This is a genomic window from Nocardia sp. NPDC004278, assembly GCF_053602975.1.
Genome location: NZ_JBSGEQ010000004.1, coordinates 333,710 through 359,176 on the forward strand (window position 1 = coordinate 333,710; position 25,467 = coordinate 359,176).

The window sequence follows — 25,467 nt, forward strand, 5'->3', positions numbered from 1 at the left end:
CTCTGGACGGATCGTTACAAGCGGTGTAGGCGGACCAGGACCGATCAGTGACCGCGTTCGATCTTCGAGAGATGGGCGATATTGGCGCGGTCATCCGGATCCGTACTCGCCTCGCCGCTGAACCAGGCGTCCAGAATCTCCGTAAGCTCCGCGCTGGAAGTCGAACGCAGGCTCAACGCAAGCACATTCGCGTCATTCCATTTCCGCGCACCGGCCGCCGTCACGGCATCACCGCACAGCGCGGCCCTGATCCCCGCGACCTTATTGGCGGCGATCGACGCACCCGTTCCGGTCCAACAGCACACGATCGCCTGGTCGGCCCGCCCCTCGATCACATCCCGCGCCGCCGCCGCACTGGCCCAGGCCCAGTCGTTCCGCTCGATATCCGATAACGCCCCGTGCACCAGGGTCTCGAGCCCCCGCCTGTCCAGTTCCACAACGAGCTGCTCGGCCACACCCACCCGCTCGTCCGCCGCAACTGAAATTCGCATACCCCCAGCGTAGTGAGGCAGACCTCCGCATAACGACGTAAATCCTGACGGGTTGCCGGTAAGGATCGTGTCACCTGGTACATGAAGCCGTAGTAAAAGCGGCTCGGTGCTGGTCGGCGCGGGTGTAGCTTGCCGCGGGTGATAAGGGAGCTGGACCAGGACGAGCTGATCGACCGATGGACGCTGCTGGGCAAGGAACCGGAGCTGGTCGCTACCAAGCGGGGTGCGGCGAAGCTCGGGTTCGGGCATGGCGTAATCCACTGGTAGAGAACGGTTTTCGATCTTGCCTGTCGGTGGCGCGTGCTGGTCGGCTCAGAGGCACTGGGCGATCTCGGCCGGGTCGGAGCCGTGCGGCGTTCCCGCTGGTCGTCAGCTCCGGGTGTGCGGTGGCGCGGCGGGTAGTTGCACCGTGACACACAGCCCCCCAGCGGCCCGGGGGGTGAGGGTGAGGGTTCCGTCGTGTGCTCGGGTGATGCTTTTGACGATGGCCAGGCCGAGGCCGACACCTGCGTGGTCACTGCGGATGCGTTCGGTGCCACGCTGGAACGGTTCGGTGAGTGTCGAGACGAGATGTGGGGTGAGTTTGTCGCCGGTGTTTTCGACAGTGAGCATGACGGATTCGGGGCCGGTGGCGGTGTCGACCTGCACGGTGCCGTGTTCGGGGACGTTGTGGACGATGGCGTTGTGCAGGAGGTTCGTGGCCAGCTGAAGCAAGAGCGCGGGTGAGCCGACGGTGGGGCTGATGTCCCCGGAGGTTTCGATGGTGAGGCCGTGCTTCTCTGCGAGGGGAAGCAGTGTTTCGGTGGCTTCTTCGGCGATGAGGGACAGGTCGACGTGTTCGCGGGTGAAGGATCGCTGGTCGGCACGGCTGAACAGGAGCAATGCCTCGGTGAGTTCGATCGCTCGGGCGTTGACAGCGCGGAGACGTTCGGTGAGCTCGCCACTATCGCGGTTCGGATCGTTGCGGGCCACATCGAGGAGGGTCTGGGTGATCGCCAGCGGGGTCCGCAGTTCGTGGGAGGCGTTGGCGGCGAACCTCTGCTGTTCGGCGACATGTGCTTCGAGCTGTGCGAGCATGGCGTCGAAGCTGTCAGCAAGTTCGCGGAACTCATCTCTGCGGCCCGGTAGCCGGATTCGGTGGGAGAGCGATCCGTTCGCGGCCATGCGTGTGGCCTCTGTGAGGCGATTCAGCGGGGCGAGCATGCGGCCGGCGAGAATCCACCCGCCCAGCAGACCGAACACCAGCAGGAACGCCAGCACAACGGCTGCCGCTGGAACGAAGACGACTGGGCCGAAGTTGCTGCTTGGGTCGAAGACGCGCAGGAGATTGGAGAAGCTGGGAACGAGACTGCCGGCTGAGGTACGCCCCCGCAGCAGGAACACCCACACAGCAGCGAGCAGCAAGACGCCTGCGAGCATGAGGAACCCGGCGTAGCTGAGGGTGAGTTTGAGGCGAACGCTCAACCCGGGCGCCCTATCCACGAGCCACTCCCGCACGCCCGGTGCTGGGTGCTGTGTTGTCGATGCGGTAGCCGACGCCGGCGACGGTAGCGATGATCCAGGGTTCGCCGAGGCGTTTGCGCAGTGCCGAGACGGTGATGCGCACGGCGTTGGTGAACGGGTCGGCATTCTCATCCCACGCCCGCTCCAGGAGCTCTTCAGCGCTGACGACACCGCCTTCGGCGGTGACGAGGACTTCGAGTACGGCGAACTGTTTGCGGGTGAGCGCGATGTAGCGGCCGTCGCGGTAGACCTCGCGGCGGAACGGGTCCAGCCGCAGGCCCGCGATCTCGCGCACGGGCGGTCTGTTGTGTGCGCGCCTGCGGTCGAGTGCTCTGAGCCTGAGCACGAGCTCTCGGAGTGCGAACGGCTTGGTGAGGTAGTCGTCGGCGCCGAGTTCGAACCCAGTGGCCTTGTCATCCAGACGGTCGGCAGCAGTGAGCATGAGGATCGGCATGCCGCTGCCGGAAGCGACAACGCGTTGGGCGATCTCGTCGCCGGAGGGGCCGGGGATGTCGCGGTCGAGGACAGCGATGGTGTAGGCATTGGTGCTCAGCAGTTCCAGAGCGGTGTTGCCGTCACCGGCGATGTCGGCGGCGATCGCTTCCAGGCGCAGCCCATCGCGGATGGCTTCTGCCATATAGGGCTCGTCCTCGACGACCAGCACACGCATACTCCCGATGCTACGAACCCGCGCATATCGTCGGCATACCGAAAACCACATATGGGCTGGCAACATCACGCTGCCTTGACTGGCAGCATGAGTCGAACAACCGCCACGCGAACAAGGTCCCCCAGGACTCGCAGGCCCACCGGCGTCGGCCTGGGCGCCGTCACCGCCGCGATCGTCAAAACCCGCGTCCATCGATCAGCATGGTCATGGGTGCCCTCGTTCCGCGAAGTCCTTCGCGGCGGCCCCAGCGGCAGGGCTACCGAGGAGGACGGTGCCCTGCCCGGCGGCATAACAGTGTTCGATGACGAGTATCCCGGCATAGCCAACCTCGACTCCGCTCTGCTTCACGCCTTGCGCGAAGCGGCGGCGGCTGCCGCTGGCGAGGGCATCGAGTTCTATGTCAACAGCGGATGGCGTTCGCCGGCCTACCAGAATCAGCTTCGTCGTGAAGCGGTCTCGACGTACGGCTCGGAAGCCGAAGCGGTCCGATGGGTCGCCTCCGCGGACACCTCTGCGCACGTGTCCGGCAACGCGATCGACCTCGGCTTCGACGCCAGTATGTGGCTGTCCGGGCACGGCGCCGAATACGGACTGTGCCAGATCTACCGCAACGAGCCCTGGCATTACGAACTACGCTCCGAGGCGAACGAGCGTGGTTGCCCTCCCATGTATCCCGACCCCGCACACGATCCGAGAATGCAGCAGTGACCGGCGTCCTCGGGCGAACCGGTCCCGAGCCGGCGGGGTGGAAACCGCTCACCCGCATCGCGTTCCGGTTCTGCTTCCTGTACTTCGGCTTGTTCTGCTTACTGACTCCGCCGATCGTCTTCGTGCTGACCGGATGGTTCGGCCGCTGGCTGGGCTACGACGCGCAGTACTGGCATATCCAGAAAATGCAGCCCGCCCTGAACTGGGTGAGCCAGCACCTGTTCGGTACCACCGCACAGCTGTATCCGAACGGCGTCGGTGACCAGACCATTTTCTGGGTGCTGTTGTTCTGCATCCTGGCCGTCGCTGTGGCCGGGACGGCGGTGTGGTCGGTGCTGGACCGGCGCCGCACGCACTATCGCACGCTCGCAGGCTGGTATCTCCTCGTCATCCGGCTGTTGCTGGCCGGCCAGATGTTGAGCTTCGGCTTCGCCAAGGCGATTCCGACGCAGATGCCGCAGCCCTCGCTGACCACGCTGCTGACCAATTACGGTGACCTCACGCCGATGGCCGTGCTGTGGTCGCAGGTAGGTGTGTCGAGACCGTACGAGATGCTGCTCGGCGCCGCGGAACTCACTGCGGCGGTCTTGCTGTTCATTCCGCGGACCGCGCTGCTCGGCGCGCTGCTGACCCTGATCGACACACTGCAGATCGTCGTACTGAACATGACCTTCGATGTGCCGGAGAAGATTTCATCCACGCACTTTCTGCTGATGTCGCTGGTGCTGCTGACTCCCGAGGCGCCGCGGCTGATGCAAGCTTTGCTGCTCAACCGCACCACCGGCCCTTCCACCGTGCCGCATCCGTTCCACACCACGAGATCTCGCCGTATCGCGGCATTGGCGCAGGTCGCGCTCGGCATCTGGATTGCGGCGGCGCTGGTGCACGGTGGCTGGCACGCCTGGCGTGGTGGCGGGCCTGATCGACCCAAACCTCCGCTGTACGGCATCTGGTCGGTGTCGCAGTTCACCCGCGACGGCGAGGCGGTGCCGCCGCTGACCACCGACGAAACCCGTTGGAAAACGGTGGTGTTCGACTATCCCAATACGATTACCTACCAGCGGATGGACGACACCCTGGTGACCGTACCCGCCGACGTGGACGCCGCCGCCCATCGGATCCGGCTGACCGCCGGAACGCTGCAATCCGGATCGGCGGTGAAGCCCGGCCGCACTCGGAATCCGTTGGGCACACTCACCTTCCAGCAACCCGCCCCCGACAAAGCCGTGCTGACCGGCGAACTGGACGGCCACCAGGTAACAATCGCCCTCGACCGGATCGACCCGAACAACTTCCCGCAACGAAGCACGCCGTTTCACTGGGTGCAGAACCGTCCGAATCTGTGACAACACCGCAACGGCACTTGCTCGAGTCGGCGTTCGTAGATCTGACGCGTGATATTGGATCGAGTTGTGGCCGAGCTGAATTCGTCGATACCGGAGATCGGGAACAGGTTCGTGCGTGCCGAGCCACTAACCGATGGGCTCATGTACCAGGTGACACGATTCTTACCGGCACCCCCCGGACCGCGGCGCTCATCGTCGGCAGCGACATCTTCGGCACGACACCCGACGCAGGCCCGGCGGCGCAGCAAGCCGACAGCCGTCACCCGCACGAACGAAACCCGGAACGACTCATCGTCGACAGCCACACCTGCGACACGACACCCCACGCAGGCCCGGCCACGCAGCCAACCGTCAGCCATTCACCGGCACGAATGAGACCGGAACCGCTCATCGTCGCCAGCCACATCTAATGGCACGACACCCGACACTGCAGCGAGCCGACAGCGACTCACCGGCACGGTTGAGTCCGAACGCCAAGCGGGCGCACGATGCCACCGCGCCCCGTTTCGTCGGATTACTAGCTCAGCGCATGGTCCAAATCGGCCAGCAGATCCTCGACATCCTCGAGCCCAACCGAGATGCGCACGACACCGTCGGACAGGCCGATGGTGGCGCGGCCCTCGGGGCCCATGGCGCGGTGGGTGGTGGTGGCGGGGTGGGTGATCAGGGTCTTGGAGTCACCGAGGTTGTTGGAGATATCGATGATGCGCAACCGGTTGAGCACCTCGAAGGTGCGCTTCTTCGCCTCGTGTGCCGGCGCGTTCAGCTCGAAGGTGACCACCGTGCCGCCGCCGCTCATCTGACTGGTCGCCAGCTCGTGTTGCGGATGCGACTCCAGATACGGATAGCGCACCCAGGAGACGGACTTGTTGCCCTCGAGGAAGCGCGCGATGCGCAATGCGGATTCGGTCGAATGACGCACCCGCAGCGGCATGGTCTCCAAACCCTTGAGCAGGGTCCACGCATTGAACGGGCTCAGCGCCGGACCGGTATGGCGCATAAGATTCTTCACCGGACCGTCGATGTAGTCGTGCGGGCCGAGAATCGCGCCGCCGAGCACCCGGCCCTGACCGTCGATGTGCTTGGTACCGGAATACACCAGCACATCCGCGCCGAGTTCGAAACCGCGCTGCAGCAGCGGGGTGGCAAAGACATTGTCCAGCACCACCTTCGCGCCCGCGGCATGGGCGAGCTCGGTCACCCGGCGCACATCGACCAGCGTCTGCATCGGGTTGGCCGGCGTCTCGAAGAACACGGCCTGGGTCGGCACCGACAGCGCCTGCTCCCACTGGTCCAGATCATCGCCGTCGACGAAGACGGTCTCCACACCCCAGCGCGGCAGGATCTCATTGCACACCACGAAGCACGAGCCGAAGAGGCTGCGCGCGGCCACCAGTCGATCGCCCGCACCCAGCAGCGCGCCGAGCGCGGTGAATACCGCCGACATACCGCTCGCGGTCGCGAAACAGGCCTCGGCGCCATCGATCAGGCGCAGTCGCTCCTCGAACATGGCCACCGTCGGGTTGCCGTAGCGGGAGTAGACGAAATGCTCGATATCGCCGGTGAACGCGGCCTCGGCCGCCTCGGCGCTCTCATAGACGAAACCGGAGGACAGGTACAGCGCCTCGGCGGTCTCCTCGAATCCGGAGCGGCGCAGGCCGCCTCGGACGCCGAGCGTCGCGGGGCCGACCCCCTTGGGCAGCGGTTTGTCGAACGCACCCCCGGTGATCATGACTGCCGCCACGGCAGACCGAGTGCGCGCCAGCCGGAGCCGCCGCGGTGACCGAACTCGTCGATGGGGCCCTCGAAGCCCTCGAGCACGTTGTACGACGGTTCGATCCCGACACCGGTCGCGGCGACCGCGGCACCGATGGAACGCTGCCCGGAGCGACACAGAAAGACGACGGGCGCCGCCGGATCGCGACCCTCCAGCGCCGAGGTCAGCTGTGCGACGAACTCACCGTTGCGGGCGCCACTGGTGTCGACCCATTCGATCAGCACCGTCGGCCGATCGATCGAACTCGTATCGGGGACGCCGACGAAGCGCCATTCGGCCTCGGTGCGCACATCGACCAAGACGGCCTCGGGATTGTCGCGCAACAACTCCCACGCCTGCTGGGGGGTGATGTCACCGGCATATGTCATGCGATCCTCCTGTGAATCCACGCTTGCCGCACCTGGGTTTCGGTGCGCGGCCAGGTCGTCACCCGGAGCACCCCACCGCGGAGGAGGGTTGCCGACCAGCTAGCCGGGGCTTGACGCTGGTTCTCATGACCTGTGTCCGAGATTGCCTGGGCAGGGGCCGCCCTGTCAAACCCAGGTCAGCGCCACGCCGGGTAATCAGTTGCAGACGATCCAGCGGTCGCCGGAGCGAACCAGATTCCACGTCGCTGGCGTCTCCCGGCCGTCGACCGCGATGGTCACGTTCGCCTTCGCCCTATCGCCATCGACCATGGCGTTGTCAATGTTGGTGACCTTGATCGACTTTCCGGCCGCAGCGCCACCGAACTGGGCGGCCAGCGGCGACTTGCTCTCGTCGAATCCTTGGCAGGCCACCGCGGGTGGCGGTGTGTTGTCGGTGGTGCCCCTGGCCTCTGCATAGCGATGCACCGCGGCCGCGATCTTGTCCGATTCTGTGACATTTTTCTCAGCGGGCGAGAGCACCGCGCCCAGCACGATGGCGACCAGGACGACGGCCGCGAATACGGCTGCCGCGATGAACGGCGCCATCGTGCGCCGATCGGTCTGGTCGACCTCGATCACTGGTTCGTCATCGGTGCCCTGCTGCTCTGTCATGGGTCGATCATCCCTGGTGGGCAGCGGTATCCGACAGGCACCCCCGGACCGGGCGCGACCCCGCACGGCAGCGGCACAGCAATAATTCGATAGCCAACCGGACAGTGGGTACTCGGGTAAGTGAGCCCGGGTGGCAACCATCCGGTTCACGCACCGCCCGCAGGGTGCGCCATGCGCCACCGATAGAATCGCGAGACTGCGGCCTGCTGTCATAGCCATATGCCAGCTCACCGACGTAGCGACTGTGCAGCCGCGAGCCGCCCGTCCGCATCGTCAGGTGCAACCAAAAGGTGCGCCAAGTTAGCCTAAGCTAAGACTGACGCCATAATTGTTTCGACCATAAGGGTGCGCGTAAAAGATGACCGAAAACAGTGCAGAGTCGACTAGCGGTGCGCGCGAGCCCTCCGTGGTTACGCAAGCTGCCGCCTCCGGGCCTGACGCGCACACCGCCGGGACTCGCCCGCTTCGCATCGCGATCGTGGGCGCAGGACCGGCCGGTATCTACGCCGCCGACGCGTTGATGAAGTCCGATGCCGAGGTGAGCATCGACCTGTACGAGCGCATGCCGGCGCCGTTCGGTCTGATCCGCTACGGCGTCGCGCCGGACCACCCGCGCATCAAGGGCATCATCACCGCCCTGCACAAGGTGCTCGACAAGCCGCAGGTTCGCCTGCTCGGCAATATCGACTACGGCACCGACATCACCCTCGACGATCTGCGCACGTTCTATGACGCGGTGATCTTCTCCACCGGCGCCAACGCCGACCGCGCGCTGGACATCCCCGGCATCGGCCTGGACGGCAGCTACGGCGCCGCGGACTTCGTGTCCTGGTACGACGGACATCCGGATGTGCCGCGCACCTGGCCGCTGGAGGCCGAGAAGGTCGCCGTCCTCGGTGTCGGCAATGTCGCACTCGATGTCGCACGTGTGCTCGCCAAGACCGGTGACGAACTGCTGCCGACCGAGATACCACCAAACGTCCACGCCGGATTGAAAGCCAATAAGGCGGTCGAGGTGCACGTCTTCGGCCGCCGCGGCCCGGCGCAGGCCAAGTTCACCCCGCTCGAGCTGCGCGAACTCGACCACTCCCCGACCATCGAGGTCATCGTCGATCCCGAGGACATCGACTACGACGAGGGCTCCGAGGCCGCGCGTCGGCACTCCAAGCAGGTCGACATGATCGCGAATACGCTCGAGCAGTGGGCCATCCGCGATGTCGGCAACCGCCCGCACAAGCTGTTCCTGCACTTCTTCGAGTCCCCCGCGGAGATCATCGGCGAGGACGGCAGGGTCGTCGGCCTGCGCACCGAGCGCACCCAGCTCGACGGCACCGGCAATGTCAAGGGCACCGGTGTCTTCAAGGACTGGGACGTCCAGGCCATCTACCGCGCCGTCGGCTACCTGTCGCAGAACCTCACCAACCTGCCGTTCGACGATCAGGCCGGTGTGGTCCCGAACGAGGCCGGACGCGTCATCGCCGACGAGGACGCCGACGGTGCGCAGCGCTACCTGCCCGGCACCTACGTCACCGGCTGGATCAAGCGCGGTCCGGTCGGCCTCATCGGCCACACCAAGGGCGATGCCAACGAGACCGTGGCCTGCCTGCTCGACGACAGCGTGAACTTCACCCCGGCCGAGAAGCCGGAACTGGACGCCGTCATCGAATTCCTCGAGGGCAAGGGCATCCCGTTCACCACCTGGCAGGGCTGGTACCGCCTCGACGCGCATGAGCGCGCACTCGGTGAGCCGGAGGGCCGCGAGCGCGTCAAGGTCGTCGAGCGCGAGGACATGCTGCGCGCCAGCGAACCGCACAAGGTCTAGTGCCGGTGCCACAGGGGGTGCGCGTCACCCCCTGTGGCACTCGACAATCCGATACGGCCGCAGCAGTGCAAAATCTGTCGGGTCTACGGCAGCGGAAAATCCTTTACTGAGGCATTCTGTACAAGTGTTCGATGCCCATCTCCACATCTTCGACCCGGGGTTCCCGCTGGCCGAGAACGAGGGCTACCTGCCCGACCCGTTCACCATTGCCGATTACCGAAAGCGCATGTCTCGCTTCGATGTCGGCGGTGGGGCCGTGGTCAGCGGATCCTTCCAAGGCACCGATCAGACCTACCTGAAGGCGGCACTCGCGGAACTGGGCGAGGGCTGGGTCGGTGTCACCACATTGGACCCCGATGCCACCGATGCCGAGATCAGCGAACTCGACCGGATCGGCGTGCGGGCACTGCGGTTCAACGTAAAGCGCGCGGCCGCGGATATCACCGCGATGACCCGGCTGGCGCTGCGGGCGCACGAACTGGTCGGCTGGCATGTCGAGGTCTATATCGACGGCACCATGCTCACCTCGCTGCAACCGGTGATCTCGAAACTTCCGGTGCTCTCCATCGACCACCTCGGCATGTCCGAGGAGGGCCTGCCCTACCTGCTCGATCTGGTCGATGGCGGCGCGCGGGTGAAGGCGACCGGTTTCGGGCGGGTGCACATGAATGTGGCCGATACGCTGCGCCGCATCCACGCCGTCAATCCCGAGGCGCTCATGTTCGGCACCGATCTGCCCGGCACCAGGGCGGGACGGCCCTTCGTGGACTCCGACGTCGATCTGATCTGCGATGTGGTCGGCACCGATATGTTCAAGGTGCTCGAGGACAACGCGCGGGCGTTCTATCGACTGCCCGCCCGCGCACGCAAGATTCCGACCGATCCCGCACCCACCCTGCCGATCCCGCGCACCGAACAGCCGACCCTGCCGCTGCGACGCGATGAGATCCCGAAACTCGAAGCGGCGGATACGATTCCGTTCCCTGCCATCGAGTGAGTGCAACCCGGCCGTAGGCGGGTGGTCGCCGCGGAGCGACACAGATTCATCCCGCTTCACGGCGGTCTGTCATACGCTTCCTGCATGACCGAAACTCCAGCGGGGGCCGGTTACCCAAGTTATCCACACCCACCGGCGGATCATCCCCAGGCCGTGTTGATATTGATCCTCGGAATTCTGAGCCTGGTGCTGTGTACCCTGATCGGCCCGTTCGCCTGGTTCATGGGACGGCGCGCCCTGGCCGAGATCGATCGCTCCGACGGCACAATCGGCGGCCGAGGCTTGGTGATGGCAGGCTACATCTGCGGAATCATCTCCTCCGCATTCATCATCCTGGCGGCGGTAGGAGCCATCATCGTGCTGATCGTCGCCGTCATCGCCTACGTCACCTCCTAGCCGCGCCACCGATGCCGTCGCTGGCCCCGGTGTCGGGTTATGCAGTCGTAGGTGTAGGTCTTGCGCTGCCCCGACCGAGCCCGCCTCAGGTCACGATGGCGCCGATGACCCACACTCCGGTCGCCAGCAGTGCGCCGAAGAGTTCGATGAGCATCGACAGACCGACGCCCTTGAGCGCGTGAACCGTTGCCTGCCAGGCGGGTTGGTTCTCGCGGAGGCGGTGCAGTTCCGAAAGGTACACGCCAAGAACAAATCCCACGAACAACCCGACCACCGGGATGATGAAGAAGCCCACGATGCCCAGTACCGCCCCCACGAACAGCGCCCGGTTGGAAACCCCCGCATCCTTCATCTTCCGCCCCGGCCACGTGTACTTGATGATCCCGGAGAGCACCAGAAACGCGCTACTGACCGCGAATACGACCCAAGCCGTCGCCCCACCGGTCACAAACGCCCAGACCGCAATGGCCCCGAAGATCAGAATGACCCCGGGCAGGATCGGAATGATGATCCCCAGGAGTCCGACCAGAATTACCAGGCCGACAAGTACTAAAAACCACCCCTGGGTTGCGTGTGCTTCCACGGGTGAAGCCTAGAGGGCAAGGGGGGGCCGAAAGGCGCAAGCCCCACCAAGGTTGAAACGAAACGCCCGCATACCGCCCGCTTGCTACCTTGATGGCGCCTCGCCTCTGAAAGGACTCCGACCGTGGAACCTGCCTCTCCTGTCGACCTGCGGCAAAATCAGCCCCACACCGCCCGAATGTATGACTACTACCTCGGCGGCAAGGACCATTACAGCGCGGACGAGGAAGCGGCTGAACAGGTCGTGGCCATCTGGCCGGGAGTGCGGGAGGCCGCGCGGAAGAACAGGGCCTTCATACATCGCGTGACACGGTTCCTCGCAAACGCGGGCATTCGTCAATTCCTCGATATCGGAACCGGTATCCCGACCGAGCCGAATCTGCATCAGGTGGCCCAACAGGTTGCGCCTGACGCGCGAGTCGTCTACGTCGACAACGATCCGATCGTGCTCGTCCATGCCAAGGCATTGATGGTCAGCTCACAGCAGGGGCGTACCAACTACGTTTCCGCCGACGTCACCACACCAGAAAAGATCCTCAACGCCCCGGGATTGCGCGAGACACTGGACCTGACCCAACCGGTCGCACTCAGCCTCAACGCTCTGATGCATTTCGTCCCCGACGAGCAAGATCCCTACGGAATCGTCGATACGCTGATGGGCGAACTCGTTCCCGGCTCGTATTTAGTGATGACACACGTAACGCCGGACTTCGATCCGACGGCAATAGCCACCGTGGTCGACATCTACCGCCGAAGCGGCTTGCCATGCCAAGTCCGAAGCCGAGAGGAATTCATGCGGTTCTTCCAGGGACTAGAGCTGGTCGATCCTGGTGTAGAGGTGCCGCACCGCTGGCGTCCAGACGATATCGAGCCCTCGACGAAAATGGACGCGCAAGTGTCCGTCTACGCGGGCGTTGCACGTAAGTAATGACCCCCGGCGATCCTGGTCTGTGCTGGCGTGGAGAGGCTTCCGTATTACCGGGCCGACAACGACCTCACCCCAAGCTGACACTCCCGGTCCCTCCGCTCTCCGCGCCCAGTCACGCTGCCTGGATTCTCACCTACCGACCGGCTCACCGCACACGGGAGGCTCCGGCAGGGCGCACCCTACGGAAACCGCGCACAGCTCATCCAGCACAACAAGCCGCTTCGACTCCGGCCCGCTGCAACCTCCGCACTGCGCAGCACGCAAGTCAGCAACTACACCCTGGACGAGCGATCACCATGCGCTCATGCGGGTAAACGTCGAGAAGGCACCTGCACCAGCGCATTCTCGGCTGCTATTGGTGTTTGGGGGCGACGCCGGAGAGGAGGGTGGTGATGAGGCGGGTGGCTAGGGTGTCGGGGTTGGTGGTGCCGTCCAGTTCAGTACTGCCGTGGACGGTTTCGGTGATGAGGGCTAGGTAGACGCGGCGGACCCAGAGTAGGTCGGCGTCGGGGGCGATGATGCCGTTGGATTGGGCTCGGGACAGGGCGGCGTCGCATTTCTCGAAGACGCGGGTCTGAAGGTCGGCTACTTCGGGGTCGGTTTCGTCGACTCGGTCGAGTGCGTATGCGGTGCCGTATTTGATCTCGATGACGTTGGCAGTGGCCTGGTGTAGGGCGACCATCGGGGGTGCGGTCTGTGGGCGGGCGGCGTCTACGGCGGCGTCGATGCGGCGCCACGCGTTGACCGCCATGGTGCGCAGCAGCTCTTCGCGGCTGGCGAAGCGGCGGTGCACGGTGGTTCGGGCGACTCCCGCGGCTTCGGCGATCTGTTCCAGTGTCGCGTTGGGGTTTTCGCTCAGCACCCGTTCCGCGGCGTCGAGGATGGCGCGCATGGTGCGTTCGGCGTCGGCGCGCAGCGGGCGGGCGGATGTGGGCGGCATGAGCTCCTCTTCGCTGAGATCTTCTAGACATAGTACAGGCGAAGAGCAGTTTCTCTATTAATTGCAACATAGGTGTTGCAGTTCTAGAAAATATGGCTACTCTTGTGTTGCATCCGATCGAAGGAGTTAGATATGACCCACTCGGGAAGAACCGCCCTCGTCACCGGTGCCTCATCCGGTATCGGGGCCGAGTTCGCCGCCCAGCTCGCGGCGCGCGGTGACAGTCTGGTGCTGGTCGCCCGCTCGCTGGATCGCCTGGAATCCCTTGCCGCCGAACTGCGTAACCGGCACGGCGTCCGGGTAGATGTCATCGGGCAGGACCTGACCGATGTGGACGCGGCCAGCCGGATCGCGAACGAGCTCGCGGCCCGCGAACTTTCGATAGACGTACTGATCAACAATGCCGGATTCGGCAGCGCGGGCCGGTTCGAGGAACTCGCCGCCGATCGTGAGCAGGACCAGCTGATGGTCAATGTCGTTGCGCTGGCTGGTCTTACGCGCCGGTTGATCCCGGGCATGCTCGAGCGCGGCAGCGGCGAGATCGTCAATGTCGCCTCGATCGCTGCCTTCCAGCCCTCGCCGTACTTCGCCACCTATGCCGCGGGCAAGGCCTTCGTCCTCAACTTCAGCCTTTCCCTGTGGAGCGAATACCGCGATCGCGGCGTCAAGGTTCTGGCCTTGTGCCCGGGGCCGACGGAGACCCAGTTCTTCGATGTGGTCGGCACCCGCAAGGCCGCGATCGGCCCATCCATGGACAGCGCGGCGCACGTCGTCCGGTCGGCCCTGCGCGCCCTCGAACGCAACAGGGGCTATGTGGTCCCCGGTGCTGGAAACTTCGCTTCCGCGCACCTGATGCCCCGTCGCCCACGCACCCTCGTCGCCCGAATCGCCAAGCTGGTGACCCGCGGCGTGGCCGATGCGGCAAACCAGGGTGCGGCGCGCACCGCGGCGTGAGGTCGGCCGGAGCCGAGAGCGTGCCGATGTGTGAGAACCGACGTCCCCAAAGCCCGGCTGCTGGGGCAAGATCGAAGGATGGGCCCCACCACGGGACCTCGCGTCCCCACCAGCATCGCCGACTTCCGCGCAACGGCCAGCACCCGGCTCGGCGGGTTTCCACACACCGAGGTCCCGGACGCGCCGGACCTTCGTCGCGCCGCGGTCCTGCTCTGCGTGGTCGATGAACCGGACGGCCCGTTATCCGTGATCGTCATCAAACGGGCATATCGCGGGCGCAATGCCGGGCAGTGGGGGTTGCCTGGTGGGCGGGTCGATGCGGGCGAAACCACCGAACAGGCCGCGATTCGCGAGCTGCACGAAGAGCTCGGTCTGACCGCGACCCCGGCCGACATCCTCGGCAGACTCGACGACTTTCCCGCCACGTCCGGTTTCGTGATCACCCCGATTGTCGCGGCCCTCGACGATGCGGGCGAGCTGCGGCCCAATCCGGCGGAGGTCCACTCGGTCCATCTCGTGGATCTGGACAGGCTGGCCGCCGATGATGTCGCGCACTGGGTGTCCCCGAAGGACGTTGCTCTGCGCGCCGACGCGCCATCGACCACCCTCGAAGGCGCCGGCGTGCTGCAAATGCGCCTCGGCGAGAATATGACCATCCACGCCCCGACCGGTGCGATGCTCTGGCAGTTCCGCGAGGTCGTCCTACTCGGCCGGGACGCTACCGAAGCCCGCATTGCCCATTTCGCCCAACCGGAGTGGACCCGCCACTAGGGCACGTTTGCAGACCGGCGGCTCTCGGCATGCCGGTGGGCGCGATGCTGCTCGCCAGTTCGACACACTCGCAGGGACGCAGGATATGCGGCTGCGCAGGCGAATTCGGCCAGTACTGCTGGGTCCTGCTCCCGTGCGGTATGAAGAGCAGTTCCGGACCGAATCCGGGCTCGGATTCGGCCATACTGCGCCGCAGCCAGCGGCGGCCGCCTCGAAGTCGGAGCGCGCTCCAACGCGATCGTCGCGTCCTCGGCTACGCGGCCGAACTGCGACTGCCGCCGGACAGTTCGCTCGAGCGACTGTCGGCTGAATCAGCTCGCAGGCCAATGGCTCCGGAGCTGATCAGAACATCTGAAGCGATACAGGCCCCGGTAGAAACCGGGGCCTGTCGGCATCGCGACGCTTTGGGTCACAGGTGAATCATCAATCCGTCCAGACGGATTCGATCGGCGTCGCCTCGCTGGGCAGCGGGTCTGAAGCGACACAGGCCCCGGTAGAAACCAGGGCCTGTCGGCATCGCGACGCTTTGCGTCAGAGGTGAATCATCAATCCGCCCAGACGGATTCGATCGGCGTCGCCTCGCTGGGCGGCGGGGTGGGCGTGGCGGTTGAGGTGCGCGAGAAGCGCGGGGCCGGGGCGTGCTGGACGACGCCGTCGATCTCGATGAGTCCGGTACGGGCGACGATGTGCGGATTCTGTTCGGCCTCGGTGAAGGTCAGCACCGGTGTTGTGCAGGCGTCGGTGCCGTCGAAGATCGCGGCCCACTCGTCGCGGGTCTTGGTCTTGAACTTCTCCGAGAACAGTTTCTTGAGCTGATCCTGACCATTCGGGTCGAGCTGCATCGGCAGGCCCTCGGGGTCGATCTCCAAGCCCTGCAAGAGTTCCGCGTAGAACTGCGGTTCGATCGCGCCGACCGCCATGTACTTGCCGTCCGAGGTTTCGTAGGTGTCGTAGAAGGCCATACCGGTGTCGAGCAGGTTGGTGCCGCGCTCATCGGACCACAGGCCCATACCGCGCATGCCCCAGATCATGTGCGAAAGGGCAAGCGCCCCATCGATCATCGCCGAGTCGATGACCTGTCCCTTGCCGGAGCTCTGCCGTTCGACCAGCGCCGCGAGAATGCCGAAGACCAGGAACATCGAGCCGCCACCGAAGTCGCCGACCATATTCAGCGGCGGCACCGGCCGCTCCCCCTTGCGCCCGATCGCGTGCAGCACACCGGTCAGCGAGATGTAATTGATGTCGTGTCCGGCGCGATCGGCCAGCGGTCCGTCCTGCCCCCAGCCGGTCATCCGGCCGTAGACCAGACGCGGGTTGCGCGCGAGCACGACGTCCGGGCCCAGGCCCATGCGCTCGGTGACGCCCGGGCGAAACCCCTCGATCAGCACATCGGCCTTTTCGGCGAGTGCGAGCACCTTCTCGATATCCGCCGAATCCTTCAGATTCGCCTCGACAATGGTGCGCCCGCGCCACTGCGGCCGCTCCATGAAACCGGGCAGCATCCCCGGCCGCTGTACCCGAACCACATCGGCGCCGAGGTCGGCGAGCAGCAGTGCCGCATGCGGACCCGGCCCGATCCCGGCCAACTCGATGACCTTGATGCCCGCAAGCGGACCCTGCTTGGTGGCGGTGGATGGTGTACTCACGCCTTACCTCGGTTCGTCGTTGATCCAGCGCACCGCCGACGCGGCGCTCCCGGGAGCCACCCCCGGACTGTATTGACAGTACGACAACAAGTTGCGGATCGACCATACGGCCACCGAGGGCTCGCGCATATCCAGTTGTCATACCGCATACCCCACGGTGCCTGTTACCGAAGACGCCGAACGTGCAATCGTGCCACCACACCGCCGTCACGGCGACCGACCAAATCACCTAGCGGCGGGCATGATTGCACCTCAGCCGTCCACATAGGCACGTCACCTGTGCCACGGCCAAAAACCGCGCCAATTCGGCAACAAGACTCCACAACGTGTGCGAGGTAGACACTCGCTCTGCGGGAGCCCATCGGGGCCGATGAACTCGGCGGCGCCAGTGGACTGGGCACTGGACTGCTCAGGACCGGCGGACCTTGATGGGAGGCGGGGCGCGACCCGGACGGGCCTCAGTAGCAGGTGAGGGGTTGGAGGGGGTCGGCGGCACGGGGGGTGAGGGCTTCGTAGGCGGCGGCTATGGATTTGACTGCTAGGCGCAGTTCGGGTTCGGGGTGGGTGAAGGGGAGGCGGATGAAGCGTTCGAAGGCGCCCTGGACGCCGAATCTCGGTCCGGCGGCGAGTAATACGCCGTGGTTGGGGGCGGTGGCGGCGAGGGCGGTCGAGACGGGGGCCGGCAGTTGCGCCCATACGGACATGCCGCCGTCGCCGACGATGGCGCGCCAGTCCGGGAGTTCCTCGGCGAGGGTGGTGAGCAGGGCCGCGCGCTGGGAGTGGAGTTGGTCGCGGCGGCGGGTGAGGATGGTGTCGGCGTGCTCGAGCAGATGGATGGTGGCGAGCTGGTCCATGACGGGAGTGCCGAGGTCGACGGTGGAGCGGATGCCGAGCAGTTTCGCGATCAACGATTGGCCGGTGCGGATCCAGCCGACGCGCAGACCGCCCCAGAAAGATTTCGAGGCCGAACCGATGGTGACGATCTCGGTGCCCTTGGCGAAGGCCGCGACCGGAGGTGGGGCGGTCCGGTCGGTCAGACTCAGGTCCACCATCGACTCGTCGATCACCACGGTCATCCGGGTTTCGCGGGCAATGGCGGCCAGTTCGGCACGGCTTCCGGCGTCGAGCAGCAGGCCGGTCGGATTGTTGAAGTCCGGCACCAGGTAGGCCAGGGTGGCCGCGGTTTGCCTTGCGGCGCTGCGGATTCCATCGAGATCCCAGCCGGACTCCGGGGTTTCCGGACGCAGCGGCACCGGCACCGGCCGGGCGCCGACGTCCCGAATCGCCTCGATGGCATTGGGATAGGTCGGATGGTCGATGAGCACCCGGGCCGCTGGCGCGGTGAGCACATTGAGCAGCAGGCGCAGGCCGTGCTGGGCGCCGAGGGTGACCAGGATCTGGTCCGGTTCGGTGGGCAGGCCACGCTCGGTGTAGCGGCGGGCCAGCGCCTCGCGCAGTGCGAGCACCCCGACGGGGTCCATACCGTGCGTGCCGAGATAGGCCGGAATGCCTTGCAGCGCAACGGAGTACGCATCCTGCATCTCCATGGGCGCGGCCATCGCGGCGTAGGTCATATCGATGGTCGGCAGTTCCGGCTGCGCCATCATCGCCAGGATGCTGCGGGCGGGTTTGGTGCCGTCGTGCTGCACGTCGCGTGGGAGGGCGACGGTGCTGCGTGAGCCCTGGCGGCTGATCAGATAGCCGTGTTCGCGCAACAGGCTGTAGGTCGAGGTGATGGTGGTGCGACTGACGCCGAGGGTGGCGGCGAGGTCGCGCTCACTGGGCAGGGCGACGCCGAGCGGTGCGCGACCGTCGTGGATGAGCAGTCGGATGCCTTCGGCGAGGGCCAGATAGGCCGGGCGCGTGGACCGGCGCTCGCCCGGTTCGCCGTTCTCATCCGCATGGCGCCAGCGCCCTAGATCGCGGGCCAGGCTGGCGGCACCGATCACTCTCGTCGACATAAAGTCCAGTATTAGCGAATTGGATATTTAATGGCAAGGCCAGTTCGGCGCACGCTGTCCATTATGAGCGCCCTCGCCACCGTCCTCGTCATCGCCTTCTTCGGCTATCTCGTGCATCGGTACGCGCCGAGGCGGCCCGATGCGGTCTTTCGCCTCGAGCGGTTCCACGCACCGGGACCGCTGGCCGACCGGTCGCCTTCGTACTACGAAAACCAGCGCCAATACGTCGATCTCGCCGCGATCTACGGCCGCGGCGATGTGCCGGATCCCGATGCGGCGGCACTGCCGCGCCCCGAGCGGACCGCGCGGCAGCGGATCTCGAACCCGAGCTGCGGAGCGGTAAAGCCGACCGCAAGTGGATTCCAGGCCAGTTTCTGAGAACTGGACTGGACTGCTCGAAGATGTCGGACCCCGCGTGCACACTGAGCGGTATGAGTGCTTCCGCGGTCACCGGGTCGGCGCTGTTCGATACCGCGATCGGCCCCTGCGCGATCGCCTGGACCGATGACGCGGTATTCCGGTTCCGGCTGCCGGAGGCGAGCCCCGCCGCGACGCGGGCCGGGATCGTGCAGCCGAGCAGCCGGATTCCGGGCGCTGATGCCATCCCCGAGGCCGCACCAACCGGCCCGATCGCCGACGCCATCGCACGCATCCAGGCACACCTCGCCGGAGAACTCGACGATCTGCGCTGGATTCCGGTGACCACCAAGGGAATTCCGGAATTCCACCGCGCCGTCTACCAGGTGACCCGCGCCATCGATCCAGGCCACACCCTCAGCTACGGCCAGGTCGCCGAGCGCATCGGAGCCCCCGGCGCGGCCCAGGCCGTCGGACAAGCCTTGGGCCGCAATCCGATCCCCCTGATCATCCCCTGTCACCGAGTCCTCGCCGCCGACCACACCCTCAACGGCTTCTCCGCCCCCGGCGGCATCACCACCAAACAGCGCCTGCTGGAAATCGAACGCACCCCGGGCTTCGGCGAACCCACCCTGTTCTGACCACAGCTCGACCGTTGTATATCTCTGCTGATACCATTGATATACGGCTAGATATCAAGGGGGTTTGACCGTGGCTCGGACCGTGATAGATCTCGATGATCAACTGCTTGCCGACGTATCGAAGACACTGGGTACCAGCACGAAGAAGGACACGGTGCACGCGGCGCTGCGCGAGGTGCTGGAGAACCAGCGCCGAGTTCTTGCGCTGATCCGTCTGCAAGATGCCGCCTCCGATGGCGCCTTCGATCTGGACCTGCTCGAGGACAAGCGGAAATATCGTCGATGAGCGCGGCCCAATTCCTCATCGACACCAGCGCCCTGGTGCCGATCATGCAGCAGGACCCGGATGCCTTTGCCTGGCAGCGCGCGGCCGCGGCTGGGCTGATCGCCATCTGCCCGATTGTCGAATTGGAGTTCTTCTACTCGGTGCGTTCTGCCGCCGATCGGGCGCAGACCATCGAGGACATGCGCGTGGTGTTCGGTTGGGAACCCATCGCTGATCGGGCCTTCGACCGCGCCTGGGAGGTTCAAGGGGAGCTCACCGAGCGAGCGCAACATCGCAGTGCAGGCCCGGTTGATCTCGTTCTCGCAGCCACCGCGGAGCTACGCGGGTTGACCCTGCTGCACAGAGATCACGACTTCGAATGCATCGCAGCGGTCACCGGGCAGCCGCATCAGTGGCTCGGACCCCGGGGGCGGGTGGATCGGGCATAGTCGGGACATGACCGATAACAGACCGCCGCTTGCCGTCGCACTCGATCTGGAACCGCATCCAGAGGGTGGGTGGTATCGGCAAACCTGGCGTAGTGCTGTGGAATTCACGCCGGAGGGCTATCCGGGGCCGCGGGCCAGTGCGACGGCGATCTACTTCTTACTGATGCCGGGCGAAAAGTCGGCGTTGCATACCGTGCGCTCGGACGAGCTGTGGCTGTGGCATCGAGGTGGGCCGCTGGTGCTCGACGTCGGGGGCGAGGAGATCGTCCTCGGGCCCGATGTCGAGCGCGGGCAGGTATTACAGGCGGTGGTGCCGGGCGGGGTCGGTCAGGCCGCGCGGCCGGCTGGCGCCGAGTACGTGCTGGTGAGCTGCATTGTTTCGCCGGGATTCGACTTCGCCGACTTCACCCTCGACTGAATCAGTCGATTTCCAGCACACCCTCGTCGACGGCCCATTTGATCGTCTTCTCCAGTTGCGCACAGGATTCCGGCCGTCCCGGGCCGTAGCCCTGCGCACTGAGCTTGGCGAAGACCGGGCAGCGCGCGGCCGGATTCTCCGTCCACTGCACCGAGGTCTGGTGCGAAGAACTTTTCCGCACCAGCACCTCGATCTGGCACGACTGACACCGCAGCGGCGTCAGCCCCTCCTCCAGATAGCGCTGCTTATCGACCACGGTCTGGGCCTGCACCGCGGCCCGCCGCGCCGGTTGGTCGGCGAAGTCGGGTGCCTTCGCCCAGGTCGGCGCCATCAGACTCCCGCTTCCGCTTCCCGCTTGCGCCGCAGGTTTTCGGCAACCTCGGCCTCCCATGCCTCATTCGCCTTGGTGGTATCCACCTCGAACTCGAAGCGCTGGGTCATCTTCTCGGTCACATCGGCCAGGTCGACATAGAACTGGTCGTACCAGCGACGCAGCTGGTAGACCGGCCCGTCCTCCTCGCAGAGCAGCGGATTTTCGACCTTGGACTTGTGCTTCCAGATCTCCACATCCTGCAGGAAGCCCACGCTGATGCCCTCGGTCATCTTCGCGGCCAGCTTGTCGGCCATATCGCCGTCGACGCCCTTCGGCTTCTCCAGCGAAACACCCCACTGCAGGACGAAGGAATCCTGAGTGACCGGGTAGTGGCAGTTGATCAGGACGCTCTTGACCTCGTATCCGCTGTAGATATTGACCAGCGGATTGATCATGTACGACGGCCCGAAGTACGACGCCTCCGACTTCAGCAGCGTATCGCCGCCATACTTGGAGGCCATGCCGATATCGGGACGGCCCTTGGTCTCCAGGAACTGGGTGGCGATATGCCCCTCGAAAACGTTCTTGAAGTACGTCGGGAAGGCGAAGTGGATGTAGAAGAAGTGGGCCATGTCCACCACGTTGTCGATGATCTCGCGGCAGTTCGCGCCCTCGATCAGCAGCGAGTTCCAGGTCCACTCGGTCCACCCGCTGTCGAGCTGTTCGCTCGGATTGCCGTCCGCGTCGGTGTACGGGCCCACAATGTGCGGAATGGTGACCTCGGGCGGGGGCTGGCTGCCCTCGACATCGTGCCAGACGAACAGCTGTCCGTTGCGTTCGAGCGTGGTCCATTTGCGGGTGCGCGCCAGCGGTGGCACGCGCCGCGCATAAGGTATCGCCGTGCACTTACCGTTGGTCCCCGACCAGCGCCAGTCATGGAACGGGCAGGCGATATCGCCGTTCTTGACCTCGCCCATGCTCAGGTCGCCGCCCATATGCCTGCAGTAGGCGTCCAGCACCCGGAGTTGGTCGTTGCTGTCGACCCAGACGACGAGCTTGGTGCCGAACACCTCGACCGCGTGTGGCTTGCCGTCGCGGAACGTCTTTGCCAAACCGAGGCAATGCCATCCCCGCGCATAGCGGGTGGGTGCGGAGCCCACATCGAGCTCACGGATCTTCGCACCGCTCCCCTGTGGGGTAACTGCCATCGCGATTCCTCCTCCTTCTGTACTAGAACACGTTACAAAAATGTCGCGTTCCACGCCAGCGATTCGGTCGACCACCTGCGAATCGGTGACGAATGCCCCCAATGGTCACCCGTTCTCGACAGAAATAAGAACCTGTTCTAGTCTCAGAGGCAAATGAGTACCGGTTACCAATCCGACCAGGCAGGAGCGGGTCCCGCGATGACGCAAGAAGTGACCGAACGGGTCGAAGCACTGTTGCCGACCCTGCGCGAGCGCGCGCAGGAGGCCGAGGACCTGCGGCAGATCCCCGACGAATCGATCAAGGCGCTGCAGGAGACCGGATTCTTCCGCCTGTTGCAGCCCAAGCAGTGGGGCGGGTTCGCGGCGGACCCTGTCGTCTTCTACGACACCGTCCGCAAGATCGCGAGCGCGTGCGGCTCAACGGGCTGGGTTTCGGGCATCATCGGCGTGCACAACTGGCACCTCGCGCTGTTCTCACAACAGGCGCAGGAGGAGGTGTGGGGCGAGGACACCGAGGTCCGTATCTCCTCGTCGTACGCTCCGATGGGCGCCGGCACGGTCGTTGATGGCGGCTACATCGTCAAGGGCGCATGGAACTGGTCCTCGGGCTCCGAACACGCCAACTGGGTGATGGTAGGCGGCCCGGTGATCAAGAATGGCAAGCCGGTCGACTTCGGCAGCTTCCTCATCCCGCGCACCGAATACCGCATCGATGACGTGTGGAATGTGGTCGGCCTGCGCGGTACCGGCTCCAATACCGTTGTGGTGGAAGATGTCTTCGTGCCGACGCACCGATTCCTGAGCATGCGGTCGATGAGCGACCTGACCGCCCCCGGCCTCGAGCACAACACCGATCCGGTCTACCGGATGCCATGGGGCACAATCCATCCCACTACGATCTCTACCCCGATCGTAGGTATGGCCTACGGGGCATACGAGGCGCATGTCGAGCACCAGGGCAAGCGGATCCGCGCGGCCTACGCCGGCGAGAAGGCGAAGGACGATCCGTTCGCCAAGGTGCGAATCGCCGAGGCCGCCAGCGATATCGATGCCGCATGGCGTCAACTGTCTGGCAATGTCGCCGATGAATACGCGCTGCTGGTGGCGGGCAAGGAGGTTCCGTTCGACCTGCGGGTGCGGGCGCGCCGCGATCAGGTACGCGCCACCGGTCGGGCGGTCGCCGCCATCGACCGCCTGTTCGAGAGCTCGGGTGCCACCGCGCTCGCGAACGGCACTCCGCTGCAGCGCTTCTGGCGTGACGCGCACGCCGGTCGGGTACACGCGGCCAACGATCCCGAGCGCGCCTACGTCATGTACGGCACGCACGAGTTCGGGCTGCCCGTCGCCGACACAATGGTGTAGTCGTGACCGAGCGCAGCGAGGGCACCATGGACACAGCACCATCGGTCGCAGCGGAACCGAGCGCCAGCGAGGTGCAGCTGTGACCGAGCGCACCATGGACACAGCACCACCGGTCGCAGCGGAACCGAGCGCCAGCGAGGTGCAGCTGTGACCACCACAGTCGAGCTCACCTACGAATCGACCTCGCGGTACGCGCAGGTGCGGCCCGATCTGCGCCTGCACTACCACGAGGCCGGGGTCGGCAATGGCCCGACGATCGTGCTGCTGCACGGCGGCGGGCCCGGTGCCTCCTCGTGGTCGAACTTCGCCCGCAATATCCCGGAGCTGGCGCGCAACTTTCACGTACTCGCCGTGGACCAGCCGGGCTTCGGACGCTCGGACAAGCCGACCGATCATCCGCAGTACTTCGTGCACAGCGCCTCGGCACTGCGGGATCTGCTCGATGCCCTGGATATCACCGGACGTGTGCACCTGCTCGGCAATTCGCTCGGCGGCGGTACCGCGGTGCGGTTCGCGCTGGACTACCCGGATCGGGCGGGCAAACTGGTGCTGATGGGTCCGGGTGGGTTGAGCCTCAACCTGTTCGCGCCGGACCCGACCGAGGGCGTCAAGCAGCTCGCGAAGTTCAATTACGAGCCGACCAGGCAGAACCTGGAGGCGTTCCTGCGGATCATGGTCTTCGATCAGTCGCTGATCACCGATGAGCTGATCGATGAGCGTTTCGCTTCGGCGAGCACACCCGAGGCACTGGCCGCGACCAGGGCGATGGGAAAGTCGTTCGCCGGATCCGATTTCGAGCAGGGCATGATCTGGCGCGACGCCTATAAGCTGCGTCAGCCGGTGCTGCTGATCTGGGGCCGGGAGGATCGGGTGAATCCGCTCGATGGCGCACTGGTCGCGACGAAGATGATTCCACGGGTGCAGCTGCACGTATTCGGTGCTTGCGGACACTGGGCCCAGCTGGAAAAGTTCGATGAATTCAACCGGCTGGCAACGGACTTCCTTGCCGGTGTGAAGGAGAAGTGATGAGCATTCGATCACTGGCGTATCTGCGCATCGAGGCCACCGACATGGCGGCCTGGCGCGAATACGGACTCAAGGTGCTCGGCATGGTCGAGGGCAAGGGCGGCGATCCAGAGGCGCTGTACCTGCGCATGGACGACTTCCCGGCACGCCTGGTCATCGTGCCCGGCGATAAGGACCGGCTGCAGGTCTCCGGCTGGGAAACCGCCAATGCCGCTGATCTGCAAGACATTCGGGACCGGCTGGATGCGGCCGGGGTGCCGTTCAAGGAGGGCACCGCGCAGGAAAAGGCCGATCGCCGGGTCTACGACCTGATTTCGTTCGAGGATCCCTCCGGCAACACCCTGGAGGCCTTTCACGGTGCGGCACTGGAGCATCGGCGCGTGGTCAGCCCGTACGGGCACCGGTTCGTCACGGGCGAACAGGGACTCGGCCATGTGGTGCTCAGCACCAAGGACGATGCGGCCGCGCTGACCTTCTACCGCGATGTGCTCGGCTTCCGTTTGCGCGACTCGATGCGGCTGCCACCGCAGATGGTCGGACGTCCGGCCGACGGCGAACCGGCCTGGCTGCGCTTCTTCGGCTGCAATCCGCGGCACCACTCGCTGGCCTTCCTGCCCATGCCGACCCCGAGCGGCATCGTGCACCTCATGCTCGAGGTGGAGGGGTCCGACGATGTCGGGCTCTGCCTGGACCGCGCGCTGCGCAAGAAGGTGAAGATGTCGGCGACGCTCGGCAGGCACGTCAACGACAAGATGCTGTCGTTCTATATGAAGACACCTGGCGGATTCGATGTCGAATTCGGCTGTGAGGGTTTGGAAGTCGATGACGACGACTGGATCGCCAGGGAATCCACCGCGGTCAGCCTGTGGGGTCACGACTTCACGGTCGGACAGCGGCAGCAGTAATGAGTGACAGGG

Annotated in this window: 29 protein-coding genes and 1 riboswitch; of the genes, 17 read left to right on the forward strand and 12 right to left on the reverse strand. The window is 65.3% G+C overall.

Annotated elements, in window-relative coordinates; genetic code table 11:
- Positions 1–44: 44 nt before the first annotated feature.
- Complete coding sequence (locus tag ACWEO2_RS08825) at positions 45–491, reverse strand: RpiB/LacA/LacB family sugar-phosphate isomerase (RefSeq protein WP_452404785.1); 447 nt, start codon at positions 489–491, stop codon at positions 45–47.
- A gap of 138 nt (positions 492–629) precedes the next feature.
- On the opposite strand from ACWEO2_RS08825, the gene ACWEO2_RS08830 reads away from it, so the two are divergent.
- A complete protein-coding gene (locus ACWEO2_RS08830; RefSeq protein WP_354957429.1) occupies positions 630–758 on the forward strand; it encodes a hypothetical protein in 129 nt (42 codons plus the stop codon).
- 102 nt (positions 759–860) lie between these two features.
- On the opposite strand, the gene ACWEO2_RS08835 is transcribed toward ACWEO2_RS08830, so the two are convergent.
- Positions 861–1,973, reverse strand: coding sequence for a sensor histidine kinase (locus ACWEO2_RS08835; protein WP_452404786.1), 1,113 nt, complete (start codon positions 1,971–1,973; stop codon positions 861–863).
- Positions 1,966–2,664 (reverse strand): response regulator transcription factor, encoded by a 699-nt coding sequence (locus ACWEO2_RS08840; protein WP_354957431.1) that lies wholly within the window; start codon positions 2,662–2,664, stop codon positions 1,966–1,968. Before ACWEO2_RS08840 ends, ACWEO2_RS08835 begins: the two co-directional genes overlap by 8 nt.
- 294 nt (positions 2,665–2,958) lie before the next feature.
- Here ACWEO2_RS08840 and ACWEO2_RS08845 point away from each other — a divergent pair, with 294 nt between their 5' ends.
- Both ACWEO2_RS08845 and ACWEO2_RS08850 read left to right on the forward strand, forming a co-directional pair.
- Entirely contained in the window at positions 2,959–3,372 is a 414-nt protein-coding gene (locus ACWEO2_RS08845; RefSeq protein ID WP_452404787.1) for a D-alanyl-D-alanine carboxypeptidase family protein, read from the forward strand.
- Positions 3,369–4,718: a DoxX family protein gene (locus ACWEO2_RS08850; protein WP_354957433.1), complete on the forward strand. Its 1,350-nt coding sequence runs from the start codon at positions 3,369–3,371 to the stop codon at positions 4,716–4,718. The genes ACWEO2_RS08845 and ACWEO2_RS08850 overlap by 4 nt, the downstream gene beginning before the upstream one ends.
- Before the next feature lie 517 nt (positions 4,719–5,235).
- Here the strand turns inward: ACWEO2_RS08850 and ACWEO2_RS08855 are convergent.
- From ACWEO2_RS08855 to ACWEO2_RS08865, 3 genes are all read right to left on the reverse strand, one after another.
- Positions 5,236–6,450, reverse strand: coding sequence for an O-succinylhomoserine sulfhydrylase (locus ACWEO2_RS08855; protein ID WP_354957434.1), 1,215 nt, complete (start codon positions 6,448–6,450; stop codon positions 5,236–5,238).
- Positions 6,447–6,863 (reverse strand): rhodanese-like domain-containing protein, encoded by a 417-nt coding sequence (locus ACWEO2_RS08860; RefSeq protein WP_355189726.1) that lies wholly within the window; start codon positions 6,861–6,863, stop codon positions 6,447–6,449. The genes ACWEO2_RS08855 and ACWEO2_RS08860 overlap by 4 nt, the downstream gene beginning before the upstream one ends.
- A gap of 14 nt (positions 6,864–6,877) precedes the next feature.
- Positions 6,878–6,994, reverse strand: a riboswitch (SAM riboswitch).
- A gap of 64 nt (positions 6,995–7,058) precedes the next feature.
- Positions 7,059–7,514, reverse strand: coding sequence for an Rv0361 family membrane protein (locus ACWEO2_RS08865; protein WP_355189727.1), 456 nt, complete (start codon positions 7,512–7,514; stop codon positions 7,059–7,061).
- Between the two features lie 469 nt (positions 7,515–7,983).
- Between ACWEO2_RS08865 and ACWEO2_RS08870 the strand changes: the two genes are divergently transcribed.
- The 3 genes from ACWEO2_RS08870 (at position 7,984) to ACWEO2_RS08880 (ending at position 10,729) form a co-directional block, all read left to right on the forward strand.
- Positions 7,984–9,336, forward strand: coding sequence for an FAD-dependent oxidoreductase (locus tag ACWEO2_RS08870; protein WP_452404848.1), 1,353 nt, complete (start codon positions 7,984–7,986; stop codon positions 9,334–9,336).
- A gap of 124 nt (positions 9,337–9,460) precedes the next feature.
- On the forward strand, positions 9,461–10,333 hold the full coding sequence (locus ACWEO2_RS08875) for an amidohydrolase family protein (RefSeq protein ID WP_452404788.1): 873 nt from the start codon (positions 9,461–9,463) through the stop codon (positions 10,331–10,333).
- 84 nt (positions 10,334–10,417) lie between these two features.
- Entirely contained in the window at positions 10,418–10,729 is a 312-nt protein-coding gene (locus ACWEO2_RS08880) for a DUF4190 domain-containing protein (RefSeq protein ID WP_355189730.1), read from the forward strand.
- 85 nt (positions 10,730–10,814) lie between these two features.
- On the opposite strand, the gene ACWEO2_RS08885 is transcribed toward ACWEO2_RS08880, so the two are convergent.
- Complete coding sequence (locus ACWEO2_RS08885) at positions 10,815–11,312, reverse strand: DUF456 domain-containing protein (RefSeq protein ID WP_452404789.1); 498 nt, start codon at positions 11,310–11,312, stop codon at positions 10,815–10,817.
- 123 nt (positions 11,313–11,435) lie between these two features.
- Here ACWEO2_RS08885 and ACWEO2_RS08890 point away from each other — a divergent pair, with 123 nt between their 5' ends.
- The gene (locus tag ACWEO2_RS08890; protein ID WP_452404790.1) at positions 11,436–12,239 is read left to right on the forward strand and encodes an SAM-dependent methyltransferase; all 804 of its coding nucleotides are present in this window, start codon (positions 11,436–11,438) and stop codon (positions 12,237–12,239) included.
- 352 nt (positions 12,240–12,591) lie between these two features.
- Here the strand turns inward: ACWEO2_RS08890 and ACWEO2_RS08895 are convergent, their stop codons facing one another.
- Positions 12,592–13,179, reverse strand: a complete 588-nt coding sequence (locus ACWEO2_RS08895) for a TetR/AcrR family transcriptional regulator (RefSeq protein WP_452404791.1) — start codon at positions 13,177–13,179, stop codon at positions 12,592–12,594.
- Positions 13,180–13,311: 132 nt separating this feature from the next.
- On the opposite strand from ACWEO2_RS08895, the gene ACWEO2_RS08900 reads away from it, so the two are divergent.
- Positions 13,312–14,133 carry an SDR family NAD(P)-dependent oxidoreductase gene (locus ACWEO2_RS08900; protein ID WP_452404792.1) on the forward strand — a complete coding sequence of 274 codons (822 nt, stop codon included), beginning with the start codon at positions 13,312–13,314 and terminating at the stop codon, positions 14,131–14,133.
- A gap of 78 nt (positions 14,134–14,211) precedes the next feature.
- Positions 14,212–14,904 carry an NUDIX hydrolase gene (locus ACWEO2_RS08905; protein ID WP_452404793.1) on the forward strand — a complete coding sequence of 231 codons (693 nt, stop codon included), beginning with the start codon at positions 14,212–14,214 and terminating at the stop codon, positions 14,902–14,904.
- 545 nt (positions 14,905–15,449) lie between these two features.
- Here the strand turns inward: ACWEO2_RS08905 and ACWEO2_RS08910 are convergent.
- Positions 15,450–16,550 (reverse strand): CaiB/BaiF CoA transferase family protein, encoded by a 1,101-nt coding sequence (locus ACWEO2_RS08910; RefSeq protein ID WP_452404794.1) that lies wholly within the window; start codon positions 16,548–16,550, stop codon positions 15,450–15,452.
- A 458-nt stretch (positions 16,551–17,008) separates the two neighbouring features.
- The gene (gene yczR / locus ACWEO2_RS08915; RefSeq protein ID WP_452404795.1) at positions 17,009–18,511 is read right to left on the reverse strand and encodes a MocR-like transcription factor YczR; all 1,503 of its coding nucleotides are present in this window, start codon (positions 18,509–18,511) and stop codon (positions 17,009–17,011) included.
- A gap of 30 nt (positions 18,512–18,541) precedes the next feature.
- On the opposite strand from yczR, the gene ACWEO2_RS08920 reads away from it, so the two are divergent.
- The 5 genes from ACWEO2_RS08920 to ACWEO2_RS08940 all read left to right on the forward strand — a co-directional run bounded on the left by ACWEO2_RS08920 (position 18,542) and on the right by ACWEO2_RS08940 (position 20,641).
- Positions 18,542–18,889 (forward strand): hypothetical protein, encoded by a 348-nt coding sequence (locus tag ACWEO2_RS08920; RefSeq protein ID WP_452404796.1) that lies wholly within the window; start codon positions 18,542–18,544, stop codon positions 18,887–18,889.
- 53 nt (positions 18,890–18,942) lie between these two features.
- Positions 18,943–19,509: a methylated-DNA--[protein]-cysteine S-methyltransferase gene (locus ACWEO2_RS08925; protein ID WP_452404797.1), complete on the forward strand. Its 567-nt coding sequence runs from the start codon at positions 18,943–18,945 to the stop codon at positions 19,507–19,509.
- A gap of 70 nt (positions 19,510–19,579) precedes the next feature.
- The gene (locus tag ACWEO2_RS08930) at positions 19,580–19,795 is read left to right on the forward strand and encodes a type II toxin-antitoxin system VapB family antitoxin (RefSeq protein ID WP_354957448.1); all 216 of its coding nucleotides are present in this window, start codon (positions 19,580–19,582) and stop codon (positions 19,793–19,795) included.
- A complete protein-coding gene (locus ACWEO2_RS08935) occupies positions 19,792–20,223 on the forward strand; it encodes a PIN domain-containing protein (RefSeq protein WP_452404798.1) in 432 nt (143 codons plus the stop codon). Before ACWEO2_RS08930 ends, ACWEO2_RS08935 begins: the two co-directional genes overlap by 4 nt.
- A gap of 7 nt (positions 20,224–20,230) precedes the next feature.
- A complete protein-coding gene (locus ACWEO2_RS08940; protein ID WP_452404799.1) occupies positions 20,231–20,641 on the forward strand; it encodes a cupin domain-containing protein in 411 nt (136 codons plus the stop codon).
- 1 nt (position 20,642) lies between these two features.
- On the opposite strand, the gene ACWEO2_RS08945 is transcribed toward ACWEO2_RS08940, so the two are convergent.
- On the reverse strand, positions 20,643–20,972 hold the full coding sequence (locus ACWEO2_RS08945) for a hypothetical protein (RefSeq protein ID WP_452404800.1): 330 nt from the start codon (positions 20,970–20,972) through the stop codon (positions 20,643–20,645).
- Positions 20,972–22,162 (reverse strand): Rieske 2Fe-2S domain-containing protein, encoded by a 1,191-nt coding sequence (locus ACWEO2_RS08950; RefSeq protein WP_452404801.1) that lies wholly within the window; start codon positions 22,160–22,162, stop codon positions 20,972–20,974. Before ACWEO2_RS08950 ends, ACWEO2_RS08945 begins: the two co-directional genes overlap by 1 nt.
- Before the next feature lie 198 nt (positions 22,163–22,360).
- Here ACWEO2_RS08950 and hsaA point away from each other — a divergent pair, with 198 nt between their 5' ends.
- The 3 genes from hsaA (at position 22,361) to hsaC (ending at position 25,455) form a co-directional block, all read left to right on the forward strand.
- Entirely contained in the window at positions 22,361–23,524 is a 1,164-nt protein-coding gene (hsaA, locus tag ACWEO2_RS08955; RefSeq protein ID WP_452404802.1) for a 3-hydroxy-9,10-secoandrosta-1,3,5(10)-triene-9,17-dione monooxygenase oxygenase subunit, read from the forward strand.
- A 147-nt stretch (positions 23,525–23,671) separates the two neighbouring features.
- Entirely contained in the window at positions 23,672–24,550 is an 879-nt protein-coding gene (hsaD, locus tag ACWEO2_RS08960; protein ID WP_452404803.1) for a 4,5:9,10-diseco-3-hydroxy-5,9,17-trioxoandrosta-1(10),2-diene-4-oate hydrolase, read from the forward strand.
- A complete protein-coding gene (hsaC, locus tag ACWEO2_RS08965; protein WP_354958570.1) occupies positions 24,550–25,455 on the forward strand; it encodes an iron-dependent extradiol dioxygenase HsaC in 906 nt (301 codons plus the stop codon). The genes hsaD and hsaC overlap by 1 nt, the downstream gene beginning before the upstream one ends.
- Positions 25,456–25,467 lie beyond the last annotated feature (12 nt).